Origin of the sequence: Enterobacter cloacae complex sp. P24RS, assembly GCF_014982165.1 — a bacterium.
In the GTDB taxonomy this organism is placed as follows: Bacteria; Pseudomonadota; Gammaproteobacteria; order Enterobacterales; family Enterobacteriaceae; genus Enterobacter; species Enterobacter quasihormaechei.
Map to the genome: position 1 here is coordinate 40925 of NZ_JADCKU010000010.1, position 23880 is coordinate 64804.

The 23880-nt window shown below is 57.0% G+C and carries 22 protein-coding genes; 10 read left to right on the top strand and 12 right to left on the bottom strand.

Annotated features, from left to right (window positions below; genetic code table 11):
* Nucleotides 1-28: 28 nt before the first annotated feature.
* Entirely contained in the window at nt 29-1711 is a 1683-nt protein-coding gene (locus INF58_RS12260) for an alpha,alpha-trehalase (protein WP_193527775.1), read from the top strand.
* An 84-nt stretch (nt 1712-1795) separates the two neighbouring features.
* Here INF58_RS12260 and INF58_RS12265 read toward each other — a convergent pair whose 3' ends face one another.
* Complete coding sequence (locus tag INF58_RS12265; protein ID WP_193527776.1) at nt 1796-3898, bottom strand: TonB-dependent siderophore receptor; 2103 nt, start codon at nt 3896-3898, stop codon at nt 1796-1798.
* A 159-nt stretch (nt 3899-4057) separates the two neighbouring features.
* Between INF58_RS12265 and INF58_RS12270 the strand changes: the two genes are divergently transcribed.
* Entirely contained in the window at nt 4058-4789 is a 732-nt protein-coding gene (locus INF58_RS12270; RefSeq protein WP_063868503.1) for a flagellar brake protein, read from the top strand.
* A 37-nt stretch (nt 4790-4826) separates the two neighbouring features.
* Here the strand turns inward: INF58_RS12270 and emtA are convergent, their stop codons facing one another.
* The gene (emtA, locus tag INF58_RS12275; protein WP_063449596.1) at nt 4827-5438 is read right to left on the bottom strand and encodes a membrane-bound lytic murein transglycosylase EmtA; all 612 of its coding nucleotides are present in this window, start codon (nt 5436-5438) and stop codon (nt 4827-4829) included.
* A gap of 107 nt (nt 5439-5545) precedes the next feature.
* Here emtA and ldcA point away from each other — a divergent pair, with 107 nt between their 5' ends.
* Together ldcA and INF58_RS12285 are read left to right on the top strand one after the other, a co-directional pair.
* Nucleotides 5546-6460 (top strand): muramoyltetrapeptide carboxypeptidase, encoded by a 915-nt coding sequence (gene ldcA / locus INF58_RS12280; protein WP_193527777.1) that lies wholly within the window; start codon nt 5546-5548, stop codon nt 6458-6460.
* Between the two features lie 97 nt (nt 6461-6557).
* A complete protein-coding gene (locus tag INF58_RS12285) occupies nt 6558-8291 on the top strand; it encodes a potassium/proton antiporter (protein WP_131636912.1) in 1734 nt (577 codons plus the stop codon).
* 96 nt (nt 8292-8387) lie between these two features.
* On the opposite strand, the gene dadX is transcribed toward INF58_RS12285, so the two are convergent.
* Both dadX and INF58_RS12295 read right to left on the bottom strand, forming a co-directional pair.
* The gene (dadX, locus tag INF58_RS12290) at nt 8388-9458 is read right to left on the bottom strand and encodes a catabolic alanine racemase DadX (RefSeq protein ID WP_063449599.1); all 1071 of its coding nucleotides are present in this window, start codon (nt 9456-9458) and stop codon (nt 8388-8390) included.
* A 9-nt stretch (nt 9459-9467) separates the two neighbouring features.
* Complete coding sequence (locus tag INF58_RS12295) at nt 9468-10766, bottom strand: D-amino acid dehydrogenase (RefSeq protein WP_193527778.1); 1299 nt, start codon at nt 10764-10766, stop codon at nt 9468-9470.
* A gap of 321 nt (nt 10767-11087) precedes the next feature.
* On the opposite strand from INF58_RS12295, the gene INF58_RS12300 reads away from it, so the two are divergent.
* On the top strand, nt 11088-12620 hold the full coding sequence (locus INF58_RS12300) for a SpoVR family protein (RefSeq protein ID WP_063449601.1): 1533 nt from the start codon (nt 11088-11090) through the stop codon (nt 12618-12620).
* Between the two features lie 112 nt (nt 12621-12732).
* Here INF58_RS12300 and fadR read toward each other — a convergent pair whose 3' ends face one another.
* Nucleotides 12733-13452: a fatty acid metabolism transcriptional regulator FadR gene (gene fadR / locus INF58_RS12305; protein ID WP_003859951.1), complete on the bottom strand. Its 720-nt coding sequence runs from the start codon at nt 13450-13452 to the stop codon at nt 12733-12735.
* 202 nt (nt 13453-13654) lie between these two features.
* Between fadR and nhaB the strand changes: the two genes are divergently transcribed.
* Nucleotides 13655-15193 carry a Na(+)/H(+) antiporter NhaB gene (nhaB, locus tag INF58_RS12310; protein WP_063868497.1) on the top strand — a complete coding sequence of 513 codons (1539 nt, stop codon included), beginning with the start codon at nt 13655-13657 and terminating at the stop codon, nt 15191-15193.
* Between the two features lie 46 nt (nt 15194-15239).
* Entirely contained in the window at nt 15240-15770 is a 531-nt protein-coding gene (gene dsbB, locus INF58_RS12315; protein WP_063868496.1) for a disulfide bond formation protein DsbB, read from the top strand.
* Between the two features lie 115 nt (nt 15771-15885).
* Here the strand turns inward: dsbB and INF58_RS12320 are convergent, their stop codons facing one another.
* The 3 genes from INF58_RS12320 to INF58_RS12330 form a co-directional block, all read right to left on the bottom strand.
* Nucleotides 15886-16326 carry a YcgN family cysteine cluster protein gene (locus INF58_RS12320; protein WP_063449604.1) on the bottom strand — a complete coding sequence of 147 codons (441 nt, stop codon included), beginning with the start codon at nt 16324-16326 and terminating at the stop codon, nt 15886-15888.
* Between the two features lie 93 nt (nt 16327-16419).
* The gene (locus INF58_RS12325; RefSeq protein WP_193527779.1) at nt 16420-17079 is read right to left on the bottom strand and encodes a fumarylacetoacetate hydrolase family protein; all 660 of its coding nucleotides are present in this window, start codon (nt 17077-17079) and stop codon (nt 16420-16422) included.
* Between the two features lie 47 nt (nt 17080-17126).
* Entirely contained in the window at nt 17127-17402 is a 276-nt protein-coding gene (locus tag INF58_RS12330; RefSeq protein WP_063449606.1) for a YcgL domain-containing protein, read from the bottom strand.
* Between the two features lie 123 nt (nt 17403-17525).
* Between INF58_RS12330 and minC the strand changes: the two genes are divergently transcribed.
* From minC to minE, 3 genes are read left to right on the top strand one after another with little or no spacing between them, the layout of a single operon-like run.
* Nucleotides 17526-18233: a septum site-determining protein MinC gene (minC, locus tag INF58_RS12335; RefSeq protein WP_063868495.1), complete on the top strand. Its 708-nt coding sequence runs from the start codon at nt 17526-17528 to the stop codon at nt 18231-18233.
* 22 nt (nt 18234-18255) lie between these two features.
* Nucleotides 18256-19068, top strand: coding sequence for a septum site-determining protein MinD (gene minD / locus INF58_RS12340; protein WP_063449608.1), 813 nt, complete (start codon nt 18256-18258; stop codon nt 19066-19068).
* A gap of 3 nt (nt 19069-19071) precedes the next feature.
* The gene (gene minE, locus INF58_RS12345; protein WP_003859937.1) at nt 19072-19338 is read left to right on the top strand and encodes a cell division topological specificity factor MinE; all 267 of its coding nucleotides are present in this window, start codon (nt 19072-19074) and stop codon (nt 19336-19338) included.
* Between the two features lie 93 nt (nt 19339-19431).
* Here the strand turns inward: minE and rnd are convergent, their stop codons facing one another.
* The 4 genes from rnd to tsaB all read right to left on the bottom strand — a co-directional run bounded on the left by rnd (nt 19432) and on the right by tsaB (nt 23834).
* Nucleotides 19432-20547 (bottom strand): ribonuclease D, encoded by a 1116-nt coding sequence (gene rnd / locus INF58_RS12350; RefSeq protein ID WP_146748973.1) that lies wholly within the window; start codon nt 20545-20547, stop codon nt 19432-19434.
* Between the two features lie 83 nt (nt 20548-20630).
* A complete protein-coding gene (gene fadD / locus INF58_RS12355) occupies nt 20631-22316 on the bottom strand; it encodes a long-chain-fatty-acid--CoA ligase FadD (RefSeq protein ID WP_193527780.1) in 1686 nt (561 codons plus the stop codon).
* Nucleotides 22317-22519: 203 nt separating this feature from the next.
* Nucleotides 22520-23101 carry a Slp family lipoprotein gene (locus tag INF58_RS12360; protein WP_063449611.1) on the bottom strand — a complete coding sequence of 194 codons (582 nt, stop codon included), beginning with the start codon at nt 23099-23101 and terminating at the stop codon, nt 22520-22522.
* Between the two features lie 37 nt (nt 23102-23138).
* Nucleotides 23139-23834, bottom strand: coding sequence for a tRNA (adenosine(37)-N6)-threonylcarbamoyltransferase complex dimerization subunit type 1 TsaB (gene tsaB, locus INF58_RS12365; RefSeq protein WP_193037053.1), 696 nt, complete (start codon nt 23832-23834; stop codon nt 23139-23141).
* Between the last annotated feature and the right edge of the window lie 46 nt (nt 23835-23880).

Sequence of the window (23880 nt, forward strand, 5' to 3'; positions counted from 1 at the left end):
CTGCTCAGTGAAGACAGGAGACGAACCGATGATAAGACCTCGCGCACGACGCCCCGCTTTTTTGCCCCTTGCGCTGGCAGGCGCACTACTCGGTGTTACCGCATTTGGTTATGCTGAAGACCAGCCAACGAGCCAGCAACGCTCACCGGATATTCTCCTTGGCCCTCTCTTTAATGACGTACAGAGCGCCAAACTGTTCCCGGATCAGAAAACCTTCGCGGATGCCGTTCCCAAAAGCGACCCGCTGATGATCCTGGCGGATTACCGGATGCAGCATACCCAGTCCGGTTTTGACCTGCGCCACTTCGTGGAGATGAACTTTATCCTGCCGAAGGAAGGTGAGAAATACGTTCCTCCGGAAGGTCAAAGCCTGCGCGAACACATCGACGGTCTGTGGCCTGTACTGACCCGCACCACAGACAAAGCGAACAAATGGGACTCCCTCCTGCCCCTGCCAAAACCCTATGTCGTGCCGGGAGGACGCTTCCGCGAAGTCTATTACTGGGACAGCTATTTCACCATGCTGGGGCTGGCCGAGAGCGGGCACTGGGACAAAATCAGCGACATGGTGGACAACTTCGCTTACGAGCTTGATACCTGGGGCCATATCCCTAACGGCAACCGCAGCTACTACCTGAGCCGCTCTCAGCCGCCGTTCTTCTCGCTGATGGTGGAACTGCTCGCCACGCATGACAGCGACGCGTTAAAGAAATACCGTCCGCAGATGGAGAAAGAGTATGCCTACTGGATGGAGGGGGCAGAGGGACTTCAGCCCGGCCAGGCGAACAAACGCGTGGTGAAGCTGGATGACGGCGCCCTTCTCAACCGCTACTGGGACGATAAGGACACGCCGCGACCTGAATCCTGGCTGGATGACGTGACGACCGCCAAAAACAACCCTAACCGTCCGGCCACGGAGATTTACCGCGATCTGCGCTCTGCCGCCGCCTCGGGCTGGGATTTCAGCTCCCGCTGGATGGACGACCCGCAGAAGCTGGATACCATCCGCACCACCAGCATCGTGCCGGTGGATCTGAATGCGCTGATGTTTAAGATGGAGAAACTGCTGGCCCGCGCCAGCCAGGAAGACGGCGATAGCGCCAGCGCAAGCAAATACGACGCGCTGGCCTCCGCGCGCCAGAAAGCCATGGAAAGCCACCTGTGGAACGATAAAGAGGGCTGGTACGCGGATTACGATCTGAAAACGAAGAAAGTCCGTAATCAGCTTACGGCTGCGGCCCTCTTCCCGCTTTACGTGAAGGCCGCGTCACAGGAGCGCGCCGATAAGGTGGCCGCAGCCGCGTCGTCGCGCCTGTTGAAACCGGGCGGTATCTCTACCACCACCATCAACAGCGGGCAGCAGTGGGATGCGCCGAACGGCTGGGCGCCGTTGCAGTGGGTAGCGGTGGAAGGGTTACAAAACTACGGTCAGCAAAAGGTGGCGATGGACGTAACCTGGCGTTTCCTGAAAAACGTTCAGCATACCTACGATCGCGAGAAAAAGCTGGTTGAGAAGTATGACGTCTCTTCGACCGGTACCGGCGGTGGTGGCGGCGAGTATCCGTTGCAGGACGGTTTCGGCTGGAGTAACGGCGTGACGCTCAGGATGCTGGACATGGTCTGCCCGAAAGAGAAGCCGTGCGACAGCGTACCGGAGCATCAACCTGCGGCGAACGATGATGTCGCGCCTGCAAAACAGGCGGTGCAGTAGCGCCCCTCACCCTAACCCTCTCCCCAAAGGGGCGAGAGTTAGGTCCGTGTAATAAAGTAGCCCGGTAGCGTTACCGGGCTTTTTTCAGAAGCTGTAGCTTGCCCCGACCTGGAACGTCCGGTCGCGGCCTATCCAGCAGTTGGTCGCGTCATAGCAGGTGAGCGTTTCTTTGTTCGTGACGTTCTGCGCGCTCGCCTTCAGCGTGAGTCCCTCCAGCGCTGGCGCCAGTTCGCCCATGCGGTAAGAAGCCGCCAGATCGTACTGCGTAGTCCCGCCCAGCTTGCCTGCGTCGTTGCCCGGCGAGATTTCCATCGGCCCGGTGTAGCGCGCGCCGGCCCCCAGCGTTACCCCTCTCAGCGGCGTGCTGTCAAAGGTGTAATCCCCCCAAAGGTTAAAGGCGTTCTCGGGGACCTGCGTTGGCCGTTTGCCCTGATATTTGTCATCTTCGGTGTTAATGGCGTGGGTGTAGGCGTAGTTGGCAATCAGCGTCAGGTTCTCCGTTGGACGACTGATGGCTGAAATCTCCGCGCCCTTAGATTCCACTTCCCCGGTCTGGCGGTAGTTGAGGAAGCCCGGATCGCTGGTCACCACATTTTTCTGACGAATGTTAAACACCGAGGCGGTGAAGGTGGTTGCGTATTCCGCCAGCAGGTATTTCACCCCACCCTCCACCTGATTGCTGGTGGTGGGCTTAACGTCTTTCGCGGTCAGCGTACCCTGCGGCGATACCGGGGCGAACCCTTCCGAGTAGCTGATAAACGGCGAGAGCCCGTTATCGAAGGCATAAAGCGCGCCCAGCCGTTTGGTGAGGCGATCCTGCGATACCCAGGCTTTGTCACCGTTTTGCAGATAGTTGGTGGTGACCGAACGGTAGTCGTCATAGCGCAGGCTGGCCAGCAGGTTCAGCCCGCCGAACTCCACCTGATCCTGCACGTAATAGCCGTTCTGCTGATAGCTCAGCCGGTTTTTCTGCGCAGTATAAAGCCCCAGCGCATTGCTTTCGATCTGCCCGCGATCCGGTTTGCGCATATCAATACCCGGCGTGGACGAGGCGTAACGATAGTGGAAGTGAGAGTTCAGCCTCTGATAGTCAAAGCCCGCCAGCAGATGATGCTTCCAGTCTCCCAGCGCAACGGTGCGGGTGACCTGGTTATCAATGTTGAAGCTCTGCAAATCTTCATCCGTGGTGTAGGCGAAGCGGTTAAGCTGGTAGACCTCACTGCCCGTCCCGGTGGAATAGACGCTGCGCTGGTGGGTGTCCACATCAAAATAGCGCGCTTTCTGGTTAAAGCCCCAGCCGCTGTCAAACTCATGTTCAAAGCTGTAGCCCAGCATCCACTGGCGTTGCTTAAAGCCGCTCCACTCGTCGCCGGCGTAATCACGACGATCGGCGTATTTCGAACGCAGATAGCTCAGGGGCATCGGGTCAGACGGCGTCAGGCTCGGCGTATTTTGCGCCAGCGCGTCAATGGTCAGGCGCGTTTTGCTGTCAGGCTGCCAGGTCACGGAGGGGGCAACCAGATAGTTTTCATAGCGCGTGGTATGCGCCTGTTCGTCACTTTCCGTCGCTTTGCCCAGCAGGCGATAGTGCCAGTCGCTGGTCGCGATCTGCCCCGTGGAGTCCAGATACCCCTCTTTCAGATTGCGGTTGCCGGTATTAAAGCCCAGCTCCGTTTTCGGCTCTTTCTGCGGCTTTTTACTCTGGATATTGACCAGCCCGCCCGGGGAGCCGCCGCCATAAAGCACGGATGATGGCCCTTTCAGGATATCGACGCTCTCAATCAACAGCGGATCGATTCGCGCTTTGGTGTTACCCGTGACGTTATAAGGAAGTTGCAGGCCGTTGTAGAACTCCTGCTCAACGTTGAACCCGCGAATTTTATATTCGCTCATATAAGAAGTGCTGCCGCGCACCTCCGTGGAAACACCCGGCGCATAGCGCAGGATCTCGTTTAACGAACCGGCGTGCCGCTGCTCGATCTCTTTAGCGGCGATGGTGTTGATCACCTGCGGCGTTTTACTTTCCGCTACGGCTGATTTCGTGGCGCTGTTGGTCCAGCCGGGAAGCGCATCGCCCTGCTCTGTTCCTGTCACCACGATGGTGGATTCTTCTGCGAAAGCCTGTGTCTGCAATGCCAGCGTAACGGCGCCTGCCAACGCGCATAACGCCAAACGTGAAGTATGCATAGTGTCGTCTTGTTATTAGATGATATTGGGAACGCCAATTATTATCATTTCCATTAGCAAAGCAATATGCGCGGAGAAAACAGATCGTTTGTCTTAAGTTTCATGCGAGCGTGCCGATAACCCAGAGACAGTCTGTCATCTATCGAGGAGCCATCTGGCGTGAGTAGCTACAGTGAGCAGTTCCTGAAACAAAATCCGCTGGCTGTATTAGGGGTGTTACGCGACCTGAAAAAAGGTGAGGTGCCGCTGCGCATCAACTGGACAACCCGTCAGTTTATCAGCAAGATCCTGGACGTGACGGCAGAGCACCTGATTGTGGATCTGGGTAGCCAGAGCGATGAAAACCGTGCCGCGCTACAGGCAGAAAATCTTTCGGTAATGGCCGAAACGCACGGAGCAAAAGTCGAGTTTGTGCTGCCTCGCCTCACCGCGATCGCCTACCAGGGTTTGCCAGCGTTTATCGCGCCGTTGCCTGAAAATCTCTGGTTCGTGCAGCGCCGCGAGTTTTTTCGCATCAGCGCCCCGCTTCACCCGGCCTACTTCTGTAAGGCAAAAATGCCGGACAAAAAAGAGATCCGCTTTCGCCTGTTCGATTTATCGCTGGGCGGCATGGGCGCGTTAATGGATACGCCGAAGCCGGAAGGGCTGGTGGAAGGTATGCGTTTTAGCCAGATCGAGCTGGATATGGGCGGATGGGGACGCTTCTGGTTTGATGCTCAGCTGATTGCCATCAGCGAGCGCAAGGTGGTGGACGGCAAAAACGAGACCATTACGACGCCACGCCTGAGCTTTCGCTTCCTGAATGTTGGGCCAGGCGCCGAGCGCGAACTCCAGCGCATCATCTTTTCACTGGAGCGTGAAGCGCGTGAACGCGCGAATAAAGTGCTCTGAAAGGCGTCGGGCAGCGTGCCGCCGCCCGACAAAGGGATTACATAGCGTCCATCGCTTTCTGTACTTTCCAGATATAGCGCGGCGCCTGTGCTGACGGATGGTTCTTCACAACGTGTTCGAAGAATTCATCTTTATCCATATCGTTAATCTCTTCTATCGCCTCTTTGCGATCGGAGGAGAAGGTTCTCAGCAGCGCGCCGGCCCCGTTAACGTACGACACCACCAGCGCGTATTGCATCACCTCCGGATCCTCAATTCCCTTCAGAATGCCGTGCTCAAGAATGCTCAGGTAGGCGGTTCCCATAGAGATATTACGTTCCGGGTTTTTCAGCTCGCTGGTGGAGGGTTGTCCCTTCCAGCCCATATAGCGATAGACCTCCCTTCCCGCCGTCGAGGCTTTTAGCTGCATCAGCCCCACCGCATTCGATTTACTCACCAGCGTTGGGTTGCCGCCGGATTCCACCGCAATAATTGCCGTGATCAGACGCGGGCTCACGCCCCAGGCCTTCCCGGCTTGTTCGCTGATCGGCATCCACTGCATGGCCCGCTTCACCGGCACGTCAGGGTTCCAGGGGGGATTTTGATAATCATGTTTTGAACTACAGCCAGCGAGCAACACAATCAAAAAAGCAAACCATCTCAATTTCACGTCATCTATCCTTATAGCCGGTCATCGCGGTACGTCGCCCCTTGAAGCAGGCGGCGTTTAAGCGGCATGATATAGACAATTAGTTTCTCATTCAGCAAGGAATTGCCATGCCTCAGTTTCATCTCATCGCACCGTCGGGCTACTGCATCAACCAGGAAGCGGCACAGCGGGGCGTTCAGCGCCTGCTGGAAAAGGGCCATCAGGTAGAAAATCAGACAATTATCCCCCGCCGCATGCAGCGTTTTGCCGGTACGGAAGCTCAGAGACTGAGCGATATCAACAGCCTGGCGACGCTGGAAGGCGAAAACAACGTTGTGCTGGCCGTGCGCGGCGGATATGGTGCGAGCCGGCTGCTGGAGAGTATCGACTGGGCCGGGCTGGCAGCACGCCAGCAGCAGGATCCGCTGCTGATCTGCGGCCACAGCGATTTCACGGCGATCCAGCTCGGCCTGCTGGCACTGCATAACGTCATTACCTTTAGCGGCCCGATGCTGGCCGGTAACTTTGGCGCGCCGGAGCTGGATGCTTTTACCGAGGAACATTTCTGGCGCGCCCTGCAAAACCCGACTTTTACCGTTGAGTGGCAAGGCAACGGACCGCACTGGGAATGTGAAGGACAGCTATGGGGCGGAAACCTCGCGATGCTGGTGTCGCTAATTGGCACACCGTGGCTGCCGCAGATTGAGGACGGCATACTGGTGCTGGAAGATATCAACGAACACCCGTTCCGCGTCGAACGCATGCTGTTGCAGCTGTATCACGCCGGGATCCTGGATCGGCAGTCGGCCATTGTGCTGGGCAGTTTTAGCGGATCGGCCCCCAACGATTACGATGCGGGCTATTCCCTCGAGACAATGATTGATTTCATTCGTTCCCGGCTGGACGTTCCGGTGATTGCCGGGCTGGACTTCGGCCATGAGCAGCAAACCGTCACGCTGCCGCTGGGCGCCCGGGCGCGCCTGACACACGATCATTCAGGCAGTCGGTTAATAATCAGCGGTCATCCGGTCTTAAAGGCATAAAAAAGCCGTTATTCCCCCTCAATAAAACGCTGTTACCGTTGTTAATATGTTAGGGTTTTAATAACAGCGTTCACATTGAGGTGGGAGTAAGACGACATTGGGTGCCACAGCGATAATCAGCCTTTTCATTCTCGGTTCCATCCTGGTAACCTTCAGCATTTTATTAAGTTCATTTTCATCGCGCCTTGGCATACCTATTCTTGTCATTTTCCTGGCTATCGGCATGCTGGCGGGAGTCGACGGGATCGGCGGTATCCCCTTCGATAACTACCCTTTCGCCTATATGGTGAGTAACCTCGCGCTGGCGGTGATCCTGCTGGACGGCGGCATGCGCACCCAGGCAAGTTCGTTTCGCGTGGCCTTAGGCCCGGCGCTGTCTCTGGCGACCGTCGGGGTGCTGATCACCTCGGGGCTGACCGGCATGATGGCGGCCTGGCTGTTTAACCTCGACATGATGGAAGGCCTGCTGATTGGGGCGATCGTCGGCTCGACCGATGCGGCAGCGGTTTTCTCCCTGCTCGGCGGCAAAGGGCTGAACGAACGCGTTGGCTCAACGCTTGAGATTGAATCCGGCAGTAACGATCCGATGGCGGTGTTCCTGACCATCACCCTGATTGAGATGATCCAGCAGCACGAAACCGGCCTGAGCTGGATGTTTGCCTGGCACATCCTCCAGCAGTTTGGCCTCGGCATTATCATTGGTCTTGGCGGCGGTTATCTCTTACAGCATACGATCAACCGTATTACGCTCCCCTCCGGCCTTTACCCGCTGCTGGCCCTGAGCGGCGGCATTCTGATTTTTGCCGTCACCACCGCGCTGGACGGCAGCGGTATTCTGGCGGTTTACCTCTGCGGGTTCCTGCTGGGCAACCGACCGATTCGTAACCGTTATGCGATTCTGCAAAACTTCGACGGGCTGGCCTGGCTGGCGCAGATCGCGATGTTCCTGGTGCTGGGCCTGCTGGTGACGCCTTCAGACCTGCTGCCCATCGTCGTACCGGCGCTGCTTTTATCGGCCTGGATGATCTTCATCGCCCGTCCGCTGTCGGTGTTTGCCGGCCTGCTGCCGTTCCGCGGGTTTAACCTGCGCGAGCGCGTATTTATCAGCTGGGTGGGGCTGCGCGGCGCGGTGCCAATTATTCTGGCGGTATTCCCGATGATGGCCGGACTGGACAACGCCCGCCTCTTCTTCAACGTCGCCTTTTTCGTGGTGCTGGTGTCGCTGCTGTTTCAGGGGACGTCCCTGGGCTGGGCGGCGAAAAAGGCCAAAGTGGTGGTGCCGCCCGTCGGCTGGCCAGTCTCCCGCGTAGGGCTGGATCTTCACCCTGAGAATCCGTGGGAACAGTTTGTCTATCAGCTGAGCGCCGATAAGTGGTGCGTGGGCGCTTCACTGCGCGATCTGCACATGCCGGCTGAAACGCGCATTGCCGCCCTGTTCCGGGACAACGCCCTGCTTCACCCAACCGGCAGTACGCGGCTGCGTGAGAACGATATCCTCTGCGTGATTGGCCGCGAGCGCGACCTGCCTGCCCTCGGCAAGCTGTTCAGCCAGTCGCCCCCGGTGGCGCTGGATCAGCGTTTCTTTGGCGATTTTATTCTGGAAGCCAGCGCCCGCTTTGCGGACGTGGCGCTGATTTACGGCCTGGAAGATGGCCTTGAGAATCGCGATAACCAGCAAACGCTTGGCGAGATCATTCAGCGACTATTAGGCGCTGCGCCGGTTGTGGGTGACCAGGTGGAGTTTGCCGGGATGATCTGGACGGTGGCCGAAAAAGAAGATAACGCGGTGCGCAAAGTCGGCGTAAGGCCGATGGAGGAGGATGCGGAGTAGCTGTTTTTTGCCGGGTGGCGGCTTCGCCTTACCCGGCCTACAAAACCCGCGAACGTAGGCCGGGTAAGCGTTAGCGCCACCCGGCACACGAACACGTTACACCGTCACAACAGGCACTCTTGGCGCCAGCGCGCACATCAGTTCATACCCAACGGTGCCCGCCGCAGCGGCCACGTCGTCGATTTTGACCTCGTTGCCCCACAGCTCAACCGGCGAGCCGATACCCGCCTGGGGACACGGCGTTAAATCAATGGCCAGCATATCCATTGAAACGGTACCTACCGTGCCCGTGCGTACGCCATCGACCCAAACCGGCGTGCCGCTCGGGGCGATGCGCGGATAACCGTCTGCATAACCACCCGCCACAATACCAATACGCTGTTCGCCCGACGCCCGAAAGCGGCTGCCATAGCCCACCGTATCGCCCGCTTTCAGCGTCTGCACGCCAATGATTTCACTGCGCAGGGTCATCACCGGCTTCAGGCCGCTGTTGGCGATATCCTGCCACTGGCCGGAAGGGGACGCGCCGTACAGAACGATCCCCGGACGCACCCAGCTGTAGTGCGCCTCAGGATGCCAGAGCGTAGCCGCTGAGTTCGACAGCGAACGCGGGCAGTCCAGCCCTTCTGCCGCCTGCTCAATGCGTACCATGGCATCGGCAATGCCGTCCGGCTTTTCCGCATCGGCGAAGTGCGCCATCAGCGTCATCTCACCGACGTTTTTCAGCGCACGCAGCTGCTGCCAGACCGTGTGAACCCGCTCGGGCTGGAAGCCCAGACGGTTCATGCCGCTGTTCACTTTGAGATAGATGTCCAGCGGGGCATGCAGCTTCGCGTCCTGAATGGCCTTGATCTGCCAGTTACTGTGCACGCTGGTCGTCAGACGATACTTGTCCAGCAGCGGCAGGTCTTCCGCATGGAAGAACCCTTCCAGCAGCAGAATCGGCCCTTTCCAGCCGCGCTCGCGCAGCAGGATGGCCTCTTCGAGGTTGAGCAAAGCAAAACCGTCGGTGGCGCCGAGCGCACTCCAGATACGATCGATACCATGACCGTAGGCGTTAGCCTTCACCACCGACCAGACACGAGAACCCGGCGCAGCACGGCGAACAATTTGCAGGTTATCCTTCAGCGCCTGCAAATCCAGCTGGGCCAGAATTGGACGGGACATGACAACTCCTTAATTATGCGCGCCGTGCAGGTGCTGGGGGCGCGAGGGGGTAAACCCTGATTGATAGCGTGCGGCGCTCAAATCGTCAAACGGTATAGCCGGGGTGCGACCGGAGATCAGGTCGCTCAGCAGCTGGCCCGACCCGCAGGCCATGGTCCAGCCAAGCGTGCCGTGACCGGTGTTGGTCCACAGATTTTTGTACGGCGTACGGCCAACAATCGGCGTGCCGTCTGGGGTCATCGGGCGCAGGCCCGTCCAGAACGTCGCCTGCTCAATAAAACCGCCGCGCGGGAAGAGATCCCCGACGACCATCTCCAGCGTTTCACGACGCGGTTTGAGCAAGTCGGTATTGAAGCCCACGATCTCCGCCATGCCGCCGACGCGGATCCGGTTATCGAAGCGGGTGATGGCGATTTTGTAGGTTTCATCAAGAATGGTAGAGACCGGCGCGCCGCTGTCCTCTTTCACCGGGATGGTCAAAGAGTAGCCTTTCAGCGGATAAACCGGGATATCCAGAATGCCTTTCAGCATCGCGGTAGAGTAGGAGCCAAACGCCATCACGTAGGCATCGGCTTTGATCACCTCTTCCCCACACTTCACGCCGTAAATCTTCTCCCCTTCTGACAGCAGCTTGTCGACAGAGGTGTTGAAGCGGAACGTCACTCCCGCCTGCTCGCACATGCGCGCCAGACGCTGGGTGAACAGCTGGCAGTCGCCGGTTTCATCGTTCGGTAAACGCAGGCCGCCCGTGAGCTTGTTCGCCACCTCGGCAAGCGCCGGCTCCACCTGCGCCAGCTGGCTGGCTTCCAGCAGCTGATACGGTACGCCCGCATCTTCCAGCACGGCGATATCGCGGGTAGCGTTTTCGTACTGTTGCTCGGTGCGGAACAGCTGAAGCGTACCGCCCTGACGCCCTTCATATTCAATGCCCGTTGAGGCGCGCAGCGCCTTCAGGCAGTCGCGGCTGTATTCCGCCAGGCGAACCATGCGCCCTTTGTTTTCCATGTAGTGGCGGGTGTCACAGTTGCGCAGCATCTGCCACATCCACTTCAGCTGGAAGGGCGAACCGTCCAGGCTGATCGCCAGCGGCGCGTGTCGCTGGAACATCCATTTAATCGCCTTCAGCGGCACGCCGGGGGCCGCCCACGGGGCAGCATAGCCCGGGGAAATTTGCCCCGCATTCGCCGCACTGGTTTCCAGAGCCGGACCGGATTCGCGATCGATAACGGTAACCTCATGTCCTGCCTGACTTAAATACCAGGCGCTGGTTACGCCAACGACACCACTTCCCAGTATGACAACACGCATAGCCACTCCATTATGAGCAAAAGAACAATCATCTAATTACAGATTGATAACCTAGTTGAAAATATTATTCAACATATGACTTTTTTATGGTGACTTAACTCACATATCCCGCTGTATCAGGGGATAACGCTTATTTGGGATCTCCTGCTGCGCGTTATTTTTAACCAGTATAAAATTCTGTGGACGCCGCTTTTTTTGCCGTATCGAAAACGGGAAATCGCAAAGAAAAAATTTCTGCGCCCCGCGTATTTGAATGGGGTGATCTATGCTTGAAAGGAGGCTCTCCAGTCAGAGAGAGCGACCGACAACGAGGGCGCGCTAATGGCTACAATAGATTCCATGTCCAGGGACAGTACCCGTCTGAGCGATGGACCCGACTGGACCTTCGAGTTGCTGGATGTCTACCTGGCGGAGATCGACCGGGTTGCCAAACTCTATCGTCTGGATACCTACCCCCATCAGATTGAAGTCATCACCTCTGAACAGATGATGGACGCTTACTCCAGCGTCGGGATGCCGATTAACTATCCCCACTGGTCGTTTGGCAAAAAGTTCATTGAGACAGAGCGGCTGTATAAGCACGGGCAGCAGGGGCTGGCGTATGAAATCGTCATTAACTCTAACCCGTGTATCGCCTATCTGATGGAGGAGAACACCATTACCATGCAGGCGCTGGTGATGGCGCACGCCTGCTACGGTCATAACTCGTTCTTCAAAAATAACTATCTGTTCCGCAGCTGGACGGACGCCAGCTCCATCGTTGATTACCTCATCTTCGCCCGTAACTACATTACCGACTGCGAAGAACGCTATGGCGTGGACGAAGTGGAGAAGCTACTGGACTCCTGCCACGCGCTGATGAACTACGGCGTTGACCGCTATAAGCGCCCGCAGAAAATCTCCTTGCAGGAAGAGAAAGCCCGGCAGAAGAGCCGCGAGGAGTATCTGCAAAGCCAGGTGAATATGCTGTGGCGTACCCTGCCGAAACGTGAGGAGGAGAAAACCGTCGCCGAGGCGCGACGCTATCCTTCCGAGCCGCAGGAAAACCTGCTCTACTTTATGGAGAAAAACGCCCCGCTGCTGGAGCCTTGGCAGCGTGAGATCCTGCGCATCGTGCGCAAGGTGAGCCAGTATTTCTATCCGCAGAAGCAGACCCAGGTCATGAACGAAGGCTGGGCGACCTTCTGGCACTACACCATTCTGAACCACCTCTATGACGAGGGAAAAGTCTCTGAACGGTTTATGATGGAGTTTCTGCACAGCCACACCAACGTGGTGTTCCAGCCGGCGTACAACAGCCCGTGGTACAGCGGCATTAACCCGTACGCGCTCGGCTTTGCCATGTTCCAGGATATCAAGCGTATCTGCCAGTCGCCCACCGAAGAGGACAAATACTGGTTCCCGGATATTGCGGGCTCCGACTGGCTGGAAACGCTGCACTTCGCGATGCGTGATTTTAAGGATGAGAGCTTTATCAGCCAGTTCATGTCGCCGAAGATCATGCGTGATTTCCGCTTCTTCACGGTACTGGATGATGACCGCAATAACTACCTGGAGATCTCGGCGATCCATAACGAGGAAGGCTATCGGGAGATCCGCTCGCGTCTGTCGTCCCAGTACAACCTGAGCAACCTTGAACCGAATATTCAGGTGTGGAACGTGGATCTGCGCGGCGACCGCTCCCTGACGCTGCGCTATATCCCGCACAACCGCGCGCCGCTGGATAAAGGGCGTAAGGAAGTGCTGAAGCACGTGCATCGCCTGTGGGGGTTTGACGTATTGCTGGAGCAGCAGAACGAAGACGGCAGCGTGGAGCTGCTGGACCGGTGTCCGGCGCGGATGAATACGCTGTAGTGCGTTTTTGCCGGGTGGCGGCTACGCCTTACCCGGCCTACGGTTTTTGTAGGCCCGGTAAGCGAAGCGCCACCGGGCGAAAAAAAACCTCTCATTCGAGAGGTTTTTTCTTTTACCGGCCCTGAATCGCCAGATCGCCCGGCAGCGTTTTCTGCATCCGGTGCCAGATTTCACCGGAGTCGTGACCGTAACGACGCACCGTTTCATAAACCTGGTCGTGCAGCCCCTCGGTGCAGAGTTTGCTCAGCTTATGGTAGAAGCCGAGCGCCAGGCTACGGGCTTCAGGGTTAGCAAAGTAGTGACGACCAATGCGCGTATATAACCCTTTCATCCCATTCAGGATCAGCCCGTAAACCGGATTGCCGGAGGCAAACGCCAGACCGCGGAACACGTTGTAGTCCAGAGTTGCAAAGGCATCCGCATGGTCCTCCACCTCATTGGCGGTGGCGAGCACCTTCAGCGCATCTTCAGGGTGCTGACGAAACGCGGTGCGGATGAAAATAGTAGCGATGTTGGTGCGCACCGAAAGCAGATTATCAATCAGCTGCGGTACGCTTTCGTGGTCGAGACGCGCCAGCGTTTCCAGAATATTCAGCCCGGACGTTTCCCAGAAGTTGTTCACTTTAGTGGGTTTGCCATGCTGTATCGTCAACCAGCCATCGCGCGCCAGACGCTGGAGCACTTCTCGCAGCGTGGTACGGGTGACGCCAATCAGTTCAGAGAGTTCGCGTTCAGCAGGTAGAATTGATCCCGCAGGGAAACGATTATTCCAGATGCTTTCAATGATGTACTCTTCCGCGAAACCCGCCGGGCTCTGCGCCTTAATGACCATAGTGAGATTTCCATTACACAGCTTTAGCAAATTACACTCATCATACCAGAGGCGGACAGAGGCAGATAGCGCAGCCGAGACAGAAAAGAGGGATCGCCGTTTCATTTTTATGAAATTTACAAAATGGCGTTAACGCCCTCACCGACGCCATTTTTGCGTATACTGATGTCTTGTCTTATTTGACGGGGAAAGGACGTCTGTCGTGGAAATTTCGTTTGGGCGCGCGCTGTGGCGCAACTTTTTAGGTCAGTCACCTGACTGGTACAAACTCACTTTACTGGTATTCCTGGTCGTTAATCCCGTTATCTTCTTGCTGAATCCCTTTGTTGCCGGATGGCTGTTGGTCGCCGAGTTTATCTTTACCCTGGCGATGGCGCTGAAGTGCTATCCGCTATTGCCCGGCGGGCTGCTGGCACTGGAGGCCGTGGCCACGGGAATGACCAGCGCGGAGCATGTTAAAAACGAGATTGCGTCGAACCTTGAAGTCCTGCTACTGCTGATCTTCATGGTGGCCGGGATCTACTTTATGAAGCAGCTCCTGCTGTTTATCTTTACCCGCTTGCTGCTGAGCATTCCGTCGAAAACGCTTCTCTCGCTGGCGTTTTGCCTCGCCGCGGCTTTCCTTTCAGCCTTCCTGGACGCGCTGACGGTGGTGGCGGTAGTGATCAGCGTCGCCGTCGGTTTTTACGGAATTTACCACCGGGTGGCTTCGTCTCGTCCCGGCGATAACTTGCAGGACGACAGCCACGTTGAGGCGCACAACCGCGACGTGCTGGAACAGTTCCGCGCGTTTCTGCGCTGCCTGATGATGCACGCGGGCGTGGGTACGGCGCTGGGCGGCGTGATGACCATGGTCGGGGAGCCGCAAAACCTGATCATCGCTAAAGCCGCCGGGTGGCATTTTGGCGAATTTTTCCTGCGCATGGCGCCGGTCAGCGTGCCCGTGCTGGTCTGTGGATTAGCGACCTGCGTGCTAGTCGAGAAATTTAACCTCTTTGGCTATGGCGCGACGTTGCCCGATCAGGTCCGCCATGAGCTGCAAAAGTTTGACGAGCAGAGCCGCAAACAGCGTACGCGTCAGGAGACGCTGCGCCTGATTGCACAGGGTCTTATTGGCGTGTGGCTTATCGCTGCGCTGGCCTTGCACCTTGCCGAAGTGGGGCTCATTGGCCTGTCGGTGATTATTCTGGCAACCAGCCTGAGCGGCGTAACGGACGAACATGCTATCGGTAAAGCCTTTACCGAAGCGCTGCCGTTTACCGCCCTGCTGGCGGTGTTTTTTGCCGTCGTGGCGGTGATTATTGACCAACATCTGTTCGCGCCCATTATCGCTTTTGTGCTTCAGGCTACGCCAGATTCTCAGCTTACGCTGTTCTATTTGTTTAACGGCCTGTTGTCTTCCATCTCCGATAACGTCTTCGTCGGGACGGTATACATTAATGAGGCCAAAGCCGCGATGGAGCAAGGGATCGTCAGCAGTGAACAGTTTGAGCTGCTGGCGGTGGCGATCAACACCGGAACCAACCTGCCCTCGGTGGCAACCCCGAACGGTCAGGCGGCATTCCTCTTCCTGCTGACCTCGGCGCTGGCGCCGCTCATACGGCTTTCTTATGGAAGAATGGTCTGGATGGCGCTGCCGTATACGCTGGTGCTTACCCTGGTTGGTTTGCTGTGCATCAAAATTACTCTCGTTCCCTGTACGCAATGGTTGTTACAAGCAGGTATACTTGCGGCGCATTAAAATTCGTTTACACTGCGCTGTCTAAGCATGTTCCAGGGAAATGATTATGTTGCGATTTTTGAACCAGTGCTCACGCGGTCGCGGAGCGTGGTTGTTGATGGCCCTGACCGCCTTTGCGCTGGAAATGGTCGCGCTGTGGTTTCAGCATGTGATGGGGCTGAAACCTTGCGTACTGTGTATTTATGAGCGTTGTGCGCTGTTCGGCATTATGGGCGCGGGTCTGGTCGGTGCAATTGCACCCAAAACACCGTTACGCTATGCGGCGATTGCCATCTGGCTGTACAGCGCCTGGAAAGGGATTGCGCTTTCCTGGGAGCACACCCAGATGCAGCTTCACCCGTCACCGTTTATGACCTGCGATTTTGCGGCCCGCTTCCCGGGCTGGCTGCCGCTGGATAAGTGGCTGCCGCAGGTGTTCGTTGCCTCCGGTGACTGCTCCGTACGCCAGTGGGAGTTTCTGACGCTGGAGATGCCGCAATGGCTGGTGGGCATTTTTGTCGCCTACTTCGTGGTGGCGCTGCTGGTGCTGATTGCCCAGCCGTTCAGACCGAAAAAACGCGATCTTTTTGGGCGTTAATGTGCCCGGCGGCGCTTCGCTTGCGCGGGCCTACGGTTTTGTAGGTCGGGTAAGCGCAGCGCCACCCGCCACAACAGCGCATAATAAAAAACCCGCCTCGGCGGGTTTTTTATTATCAGCGGTTGGGATGATTCATGATGTGGTCTTCCCAGTCCCGCACCTCTGACTCTTTCACCGCGATATGGCGCACGGAAATGCGTTCGCCGTGCATCGCCGCTTTCGACCCCGTCAGCAGGGGATGCCACGCAGGCAAATCCTTTCCTTCCGCCAGCAGGCGATACGCACAGGTATGCGGTAGCCACTCAAAGGTCGGCAGGTTTTCACGGGTTAACTTGATGCAGTCCGGCTCATATTCGAAACGGCGCTCGTAGTTGCGGCACTGGCAGGTTTTGATGTTTAACTGCTTGCACGCTACGTTGGTGAAATAGATTTCGTCCGAATCTTCATCCATCAGCTTATGCAGGCAGCACTGTCCGCAGCCGTCACACAACGATTCCCACTCCGCGTCAGTCATGTCGTCGAGCGTTTTGCTTTGCCAGAAAGGAATATCGTTCATCAGGATGTCCACACGTCAAAATAGAGCGCACCTTATAACGAGTCTGGCACGTTGATGCAAGTTTTGCCGCCCTTTTCAGGCGGCAAGGTGCTTTTACAGCACGCGGGTTTTTAGCGACAGGCCGTTAAAACTGACGTCCAGCTCGTCGCCAGCGTGCAGCGGGCCCACGCCTTCCGGGGTGCCGGTCAGGATCACATCGCCGGGTTTCAGGGTGAAGAAGCGGCTCATGTAGGCAATCAGCGGAACGATCTTATGGATCATATCGGCGGTCGAGCCCTGCTGGCGGATCTCGCCGTTGACCTTCAGGCTGAGCGGCGTATTCTGCGGGTCGTCGGTAAATTCACTCACCGGAACGAAACCGGAAATCGGGCATGAATTATCAAAACCCTTGGCTTTTTCCCACGGCTGCCCCGCTTTCTTCATTTTGCCCTGAACGTCGCGTAGCGTCAGGTCAAGCGCAACACCGTAACCCGCAATCGCTTTCTCTACGTGCTCTTCGGTGGCCCGACGCAGCGTGGCGCCGATCAGCACCGCCAGCTCCACTTCATGATGCACCGAGCCCAGTCCCTGCGGCAGAGCCAGCGGCTGGCGAATATCGCACAGTGCAGTTTCTGGCTTAATAAACAGAACCGGCTCTTCCGGCACGGCGCTCCCCATCTCCTGAATGTGTTTTGCATAGTTGCTGCCTACGCAGACCACTTTGCTGACGGGATAATCCAGTAATGCACCTTGCCAGTTATGATGTTGATACATGCTCGACCCCTAATCGGTTGATGGGTTGTTCCCGGCGTGACCCGGGCTTATTTCTTTCCGCTCATCTCAAGATGCTGTTTTAATAAATTCTCCGGCGGTGGCGGAAGCTGTAAATAATAGCCTTGTTCGGTCAACGCCTTTTTGACTTTTTCCAGATCGGCGTTCACCAGCTTCTTGCGGCCGTCCAGCGGCAGCAGCATCGCCAGCTGGGGTCGGCCAAAACTTTTCATTAATTCCTCAGGCACGCGGGAAAAATCGTCTTTCTTTTCGACATAAAGGTAGGTCTGGTCGCGGCTCGTACTTCTGTAGATCACACAAAACATGTTTTTACTCTGAATTAACGGGTGGTTGCTTGCCTCAATATACTCCTGACTATAACATGCCTGATACTCTTCGGAATATCGCGGCGATGTGTTGCGGTTAATAGCAAATTGAGTAAGGCCAGGATGTCAAATACGCCCATCGAGCTTAAAGGCAGTAGCTTCACCTTATCAGTGGTTCATTTGCATGATGCAAAACCCGAGGTTATTCGTCAGGCGTTAGAAGACAAAATCGCGCAGGCTCCCGCTTTTCTTAAGCATGCTCCTGTCGTCGTCAACGTAAGCGACCTTGAGGGTCCGGTTAACTGGAAGCGACTCCAGCAGGCCGTCACCTCTACGGGCTTACGCATCGTGGGTATTAGCGGCTGCAAAGACGCTGAACTGAAAGCCGAAATTGACCGCGCAGGTTTGCCTTTGCTGAACGAAGGCAAAGAAAAGGCCCCACGTGCAGCGCCTGCACCCGTTCCCGCTCCCCCGCCTCCGGCGCAAAATGTAACCCCAGTCACAAAAACGCGATTGATTGATCTGCCGGTTCGTTCCGGTCAGCGCATTTATGCGCCAAACTGTGATCTGATTGTTACAAGCCACGTCAGCGCGGGCGCGGAACTGATTGCGGATGGCAATATTCACGTTTACGGTATGATGCGAGGGCGTGCGCTTGCGGGCGCCAGCGGCGATCGAGAAGCACAAATTTTTTGTACTCACCTGACGGCAGAACTGGTGTCTATCGCAGGTGAATATTGGCTGAGCGACAAAATCCCAGCCGAATTTTATGGCAAAGCGGCCCGTCTGCAACTGGCAGACAACGCTTTGACCGTTCAACCGTTAAATTGATCCCTTTTAACAAGGAATTTCTATGGCACGCATTATTGTTGTGACTTCGGGTAAAGGAGGCGTTGGCAAGACCACCTCCAGCGCGGCCATCGCTACTGGTTTGGCCCAGAAGGGAAAGAAAACCGTCGTAATCGACTTTGATATCGGTCTGCGTAACCTGGACCTGATCATGGGCTGCGAGCGTCGCGTGGTGTATGACTTCGTCAACGTCATTCAGGGCGATGCCACGCTTAACCAGGCGCTGATTAAAGACAAGCGCACCGAGAACCTCTACATCCTCCCGGCGTCCCAGACCCGTGACAAAGACGCGCTGACCCGTGAAGGCGTGGAAAAGGTGCTCGACGAACTGAAAAAGATGGAGTTCGACTTCGTGGTCTGCGACTCCCCTGCCGGTATCGAAACCGGCGCGCTGATGGCGCTCTACTTCGCGGATGAAGCCATCATCACCACCAACCCGGAAGTCTCGTCAGTACGCGACTCCGACCGTATTCTCGGCATTCTGGCGTCGAAATCTCGTCGTGCGGAAAATGGCCAGGAGCCGATCAAAGAGCACCTTCTGCTGACCCGCTACAACCCGGGCCGCGTAAATAAAGGTGACATGCTGAGCATGGAAGACGTGCTGGAGATCCTGCGCATCAAACTGGTTGGCGTGATCCCGGAAGATCAGTCCGTACTGCGCGCCTCTAACCAGGGCGAGCCGGTGATTCTGGATACACAGGCAGACGCGGGTAAAGCGTATGCGGATACCGTTGACCGTCTGCTGGGAGAAGAACGTCCTTTCCGCTTCATTGAAGAAGAGAAGAAAGGTTTCCTCAAACGCCTGTTCGGAGGATAAGTTATGGCATTACTGGACTTTTTTCTCTCGCGGAAAAAAAGCACCGCCAACATCGCAAAAGAACGTCTGCAAATTATCGTTGCGGAGCGTCGTCGTAGCGACGCCGAACCGCACTACCTGCCGCAGCTGCGCAAAGACATTCTGGAAGTGATCTGCAAGTACGTGCAGATTGACCCGGAAATGGTCACCGTTCAGCTGGAGCAAAAAGACGGGGATATTTCGATTCTGGAGCTGAACGTGACGCTTCCGGAAGCGGAAGAGTCGCGTTAAACCGTTTGCGGTTCGTCGTATCGTAGGCCGGGCAAGCATCGCGCCGCCCGGCAATTTCCCCGGTGGCGCTGCGCTTACCGGGGCTACACTTCTTTAGCGCGGATACCCTTCCAGCAAGGTGTTCAGGCGTTCTGCCATCAGTTCCCCCCGCCATCCTGCGACCAGTTCCGGTAAACCATTTTGCGGTTTCAACTTCCAGTGCCAGTTCAGCAGCTGGTTAATCTGACGACGTGAAGCCAGCAGCTCCGCGCTCAGCTTGCTTTCGCTCGCCACCGTCTGCACCAGCGCTTTGATATCTTTGAATGCCTTGCGGTAGCCCGGCATATCCATCAGGTTAAGCAGCGGCTCTGGCAGCGCGTCGTCCGGCACCTGCTGGGCTTTTTCCACCAGCGCCAGCAGCGTTTTACCGTGGAAGCGGATCTCGCTCCCGGAAAGGCCAATGCTGTCCAGCTCGCCAAGGCTGCCCGGCATATAGCGCGCTACCGCCCACAGGTGCTCTTCGCGCACCACAAAGTTAACCGCCAGGTCGCGCTCACGCGCTTTACGCAGGCGCCAGTCCGCCAGCAGTTGCAGGCAGGCCAGCTGACGCGTGCGCAGCTGCCAGGCGTTGGTGATATCACGCCAGGCGTCTTTCGGGTCAACCACTTCCTGGCGACGCTGCTGCGTCATGCGACACTCGTCCAGCGCGGCAGACAGCCAGCCGGACGCCTCTGCCTCTTTCATCAGCTGGCCGGCAATCGGCAGCAGGTAGAAGACGTCCGCCGCGGCATATTCAAGCTGACGCGCGGTCAGCGGACGTGCGAGCCAGTCCGTGCGCGATTCGCTCTTATCCAGCGTCAGGCCGGTGTACTCTTCCACCATCGCGGCGAAACCCCAGGAGAGCGGACGACCGCTGAACGCCGCGAGGATCTGGGTATCAATCAGCGGTTCCGGCATGATGCCAAAGGTATTGAGGAACACTTCCAGATCTTCACTGCCGGCGTGCAGATATTTGGTTACGGCGGTATCGAGCAACAGCGCGCGCATCGGCGCCCAGTCGGTGATGCCAAGGGGGTCAATCAACGACACGTGCTTGCCGTCATACATCTGGATCAGGCCCAGCTGCGGGTAGTACGTGCGGGTGCGGACAAATTCCGTATCCAGGGCGATAGCGGGAAAATCACGCGTCACCTCGCACAGCGAAGCCAGCTCGTCGTTGGTAGTGATCATCTGGTAATTCAAATCGGACTCTCTTTTGTTTGCGCCCATAAAAAACGCCGGCTTAACCGGCGTCTGGGCGATTAACGTGAAGCTCAGGCCTTATTGTCCACTTTGGCACGGGCTTCGTCACGTAATTCTCGTCGTAATATCTTCCCGACGTTGGATTTCGGCAGCTCATCGCGGAATTCCACCAGCTTCGGCACTTTATAGCCCGTCAGCTGCCGGCGACAAAACGTTATCAGCGCTTCCTCGGTAAGAGAAGGATCTTTCCTGACCACAAATATCTTCACCGCTTCCCCGCTGCTGCCGGAGGGAACGCCCACCGCGGCCACTTCCAGCACGCCGCTGTGCTGCATCACCACGTCTTCGATTTCGTTCGGATAGACGTTGAAACCGGAAACGAGGATCATGTCTTTCTTGCGATCGACGATGCGCAGGAAGCCTTCGTCGTCCATCACCGCGATGTCGCCGGTGTACAGCCAGCTGTCTTTGATGATCTCGTCCGTGGCATCCGGGCGCTGCCAGTAGCCCAGCATCACCTGCGGCCCTCTTACGCACAGCTCGCCCGGCTCGCCGTGAGGCACTTCGTTACCCTCATCGTCCACGAGTTTGGCTTCCGTTGACGGCACCGGCAGGCCGATACTGCCGCTGTGGTAGTCGATGTCATGCGGGTTAACGCTGACCAGCGGGGCGCACTCCGTCAGGCCATAGCCTTCCAGCAGATACTGCCCGGTGAGTTTGACCCAACGCTCGGCAACCGCCTGCTGAACCGGCATCCCGCCGCCCGCAGAGAGGTGCAGCGTGGAGAAATCCAGCTGCTGAAACTCTTTATTGTTGAGCAGAGCGTTAAACAGCGTGTTCACGCCGGTCATGGCGGTGAACGGGTATTTCGCCAGCTCTTTGACCAGCCCCGGAATGTCGCGCGGGTTAGTAATCAGAACGTTCTGGCCGCCCAGCTCGATGAACAGCAGGCAGTTCATGGTCAGCGCAAAAATGTGATACAGCGGAAGCGCGGTGATCACCAGTTCTTTGCCCGGGTGCAGCAGCGGCCCGTAAGTGGCGTTAACCTGTTCCAGGTTCGCCAGCATGTTACGATGGGTCAGCATCGCCCCTTTCGCCACGCCGGTGGTGCCGCCCGTGTATTGCAGGAAGGCCAGGTCCTCTGAGACCACTTCAGGCTTGACGTACTGCATGCGATAGCCCGCATGCAGCGCGCGGCGGAAGGAGATGGCATCCGGCAGATGGTATTTCGGCACCAGGCGCTTAACGTATTTAACGACAAAGTTGACCAGCGTACCTTTCGCGGTAGAGAGCTGGTCGCCCATGCGCGTCAGAATGACGTGCTTAACCTGGGTTCTTTCAACGACTTTTTCCAGCGTGTGGGCAAAGTTAGAGACAATCACAATCGCCGCCGCACCGCTGTCATTCAGCTGATGTTCCAGCTCGCGCGGGGTATAAAGCGGGTTGACGTTAACAACGATCATCCCTGCCCTGAGGATCCCGAACAGCGCCACCGGATATTGCAGCAGGTTTGGCATCATCAGCGCGACGCGATCCCCTTTCTGCAACCCCAGCCCCTCCTGTAAATAGGCCGCAAACGCCCGGCTGCGCTCCTCCAGCTTACGGAAGGTCATCACTTCGCCCATATTCACAAATGCGGGCTGGTCGGCGTAGCGCCGTACCGAGTGTTCAAATAATTCAATCAGGGATTGATAACGGTCAGGATTGATCTCCGCAGGAACATCCGCGGGATAACGGTTAAGCCAAACCTTTTTCAATGCATCACCTCTGAAATGAGTATTCGTCGTCATCACAGCCCCGATAATAAACAGTTTGTTAACATTATATTAACTCAGCGTACCAGTTTATTAATTGTTCAGATTACAGGTTGCGAAGCGCGTCACTCTTTTTTTTCGTTTTAAGCGTAAAAAAACAGAGACAGCGGCTGAGCCGCTGTCTCTTTACTATAAATAACAGGAAGTTACTCAGTTACGATGGTTTGTACCTGTGCAGGACCGGGGTTATACCAGCCCCAGCCACCGTAGCCGTAACGGTACGGATGAGGGCCCCACATCCACGGATCGATAGGCTGTGGCGGCATCACCACCTGCTGGGCGATACGCCAGCGCTTGTAGCCGTTGACCTGCATGGTCATAAATTTGTACGGCGTATTGCCGATTTTACCTGCTACCGAACCGGTAATCGGCCCGACGACGGTCACCAGCTGTCCGCGGAAATCAACCGGATCGAGGAAGCCGCTGACGTCAGCGTAGATCCGCCCGCGCGAGGCTTCACCCAGAATCGGCCGCGCGCCGTCGTCCAGCGGAACGGTGGCGATTTCCAGACGGGTTTTACCCTGCTGGTTAACGACCTCAACCACCTTGCCGCCAAATCGTGCTTCCTGCCCGACATAGAGCTCCGGGGCGTTCATCACGCGTACCAGATCCTGCTGTGGCGTCGGGCTGGTGCCCTTGATCGCATCAGGAACGGTGACGCAACCGCTCAGTGCTATGGCAACAACGCCTGCCATAAGAAGGCGTACAACTTTAGTCTGAACCGCCATGATGCGACTCCTTTTTCTCAGTTCCTGTTACTGAGATTCATTCGCGGCCTGGAAGTTTCTTCCACGCGACGGTGTTTCGTAAATAAACGGGTTCAGCGTGCTCAACTGCCACGGTTTTGCCTGCGTCAAGCAGCTGACGGGCAATCGGCAGCATATCTTCTGCGGCGGGCAGGAGCATGTTGCCGTCCACCAGCGTAATACCGGTTTCCTTCGCCATCTCAGGCCATGCCGGCCAGCCGGTTCCCACCGTCGCCCACTCGCCGGAGAGCTGCTTCAGGCGCTCAGTCACGGCTTCGGGCTTGAGCACCGCCTCGGTCTCTTCGCCGTGCCAGACGCCGTTTTCATTACGGGTATATTCCGCCCAGTACACTTCTCCCATACGGGCGTCGATGGCAGCCAGCACGCGGGTAGCGCCGGTCATACGCCAGGCGCCCTGCGCCATCGTGGCAAGCGTGGAGACGCCGATCATCGGCAGGTCAGCGCCCAGCGCCAGCCCCTGCGCAATGCCAATCCCGATACGCACGCCCGTAAAGCTGCCCGGGCCACGGCCATAGGCCAGCGCGTCGAGGTCGGTCAGGGCGGCGTTGCCCTCGGTCAAAATGGTTTTTACCAGGGGAAGAATACGCTGGGTATGCTCCCGGGGGCACTCTTCGAAATGGGCAAAGGTCTTACCGTCGTTCCACAGGGCAACGGAACACGCCTCTGTTGCGGTATCAATAGCCAGAATTCGCATTGGTCGTCGCGCTCTCGCAAGGGTCAGTCACAAAATGGCGCGCATC

Coding starts and splice junctions, on each gene's coding strand:
- INF58_RS12260 (WP_193527775.1), top strand. CDS start 29: ATGATAAGACCTCGCGCACGACGCCCCGCTTTTTTGCCCCTTGCGCTG.
- INF58_RS12265 (WP_193527776.1), bottom strand. CDS start 3,898: ATGCATACTTCACGTTTGGCGTTATGCGCGTTGGCAGGCGCCGTTACG.
- ldcA (WP_193527777.1), top strand. CDS start 5,546: ATGCCTCAGTTTCATCTCATCGCACCGTCGGGCTACTGCATCAACCAG.
- dadX (WP_063449599.1), bottom strand. CDS start 9,458: ATGTCCCGTCCAATTCTGGCCCAGCTGGATTTGCAGGCGCTGAAGGAT.
- INF58_RS12295 (WP_193527778.1), bottom strand. CDS start 10,766: ATGCGTGTTGTCATACTGGGAAGTGGTGTCGTTGGCGTAACCAGCGCC.
- INF58_RS12300 (WP_063449601.1), top strand. CDS start 11,088: ATGGCTACAATAGATTCCATGTCCAGGGACAGTACCCGTCTGAGCGAT.
- fadR (WP_003859951.1), bottom strand. CDS start 13,452: ATGGTCATTAAGGCGCAGAGCCCGGCGGGTTTCGCGGAAGAGTACATC.
- dsbB (WP_063868496.1), top strand. CDS start 15,240: ATGTTGCGATTTTTGAACCAGTGCTCACGCGGTCGCGGAGCGTGGTTG.
- INF58_RS12320 (WP_063449604.1), bottom strand. CDS start 16,326: ATGAACGATATTCCTTTCTGGCAAAGCAAAACGCTCGACGACATGACT.
- INF58_RS12325 (WP_193527779.1), bottom strand. CDS start 17,079: ATGTATCAACATCATAACTGGCAAGGTGCATTACTGGATTATCCCGTC.
- INF58_RS12330 (WP_063449606.1), bottom strand. CDS start 17,402: ATGTTTTGTGTGATCTACAGAAGTACGAGCCGCGACCAGACCTACCTT.
- minC (WP_063868495.1), top strand. CDS start 17,526: ATGTCAAATACGCCCATCGAGCTTAAAGGCAGTAGCTTCACCTTATCA.
- minD (WP_063449608.1), top strand. CDS start 18,256: ATGGCACGCATTATTGTTGTGACTTCGGGTAAAGGAGGCGTTGGCAAG.
- minE (WP_003859937.1), top strand. CDS start 19,072: ATGGCATTACTGGACTTTTTTCTCTCGCGGAAAAAAAGCACCGCCAAC.
- rnd (WP_146748973.1), bottom strand. CDS start 20,547: ATGATCACTACCAACGACGAGCTGGCTTCGCTGTGCGAGGTGACGCGT.
- INF58_RS12360 (WP_063449611.1), bottom strand. CDS start 23,101: ATGGCGGTTCAGACTAAAGTTGTACGCCTTCTTATGGCAGGCGTTGTT.
- tsaB (WP_193037053.1), bottom strand. CDS start 23,834: ATGCGAATTCTGGCTATTGATACCGCAACAGAGGCGTGTTCCGTTGCC.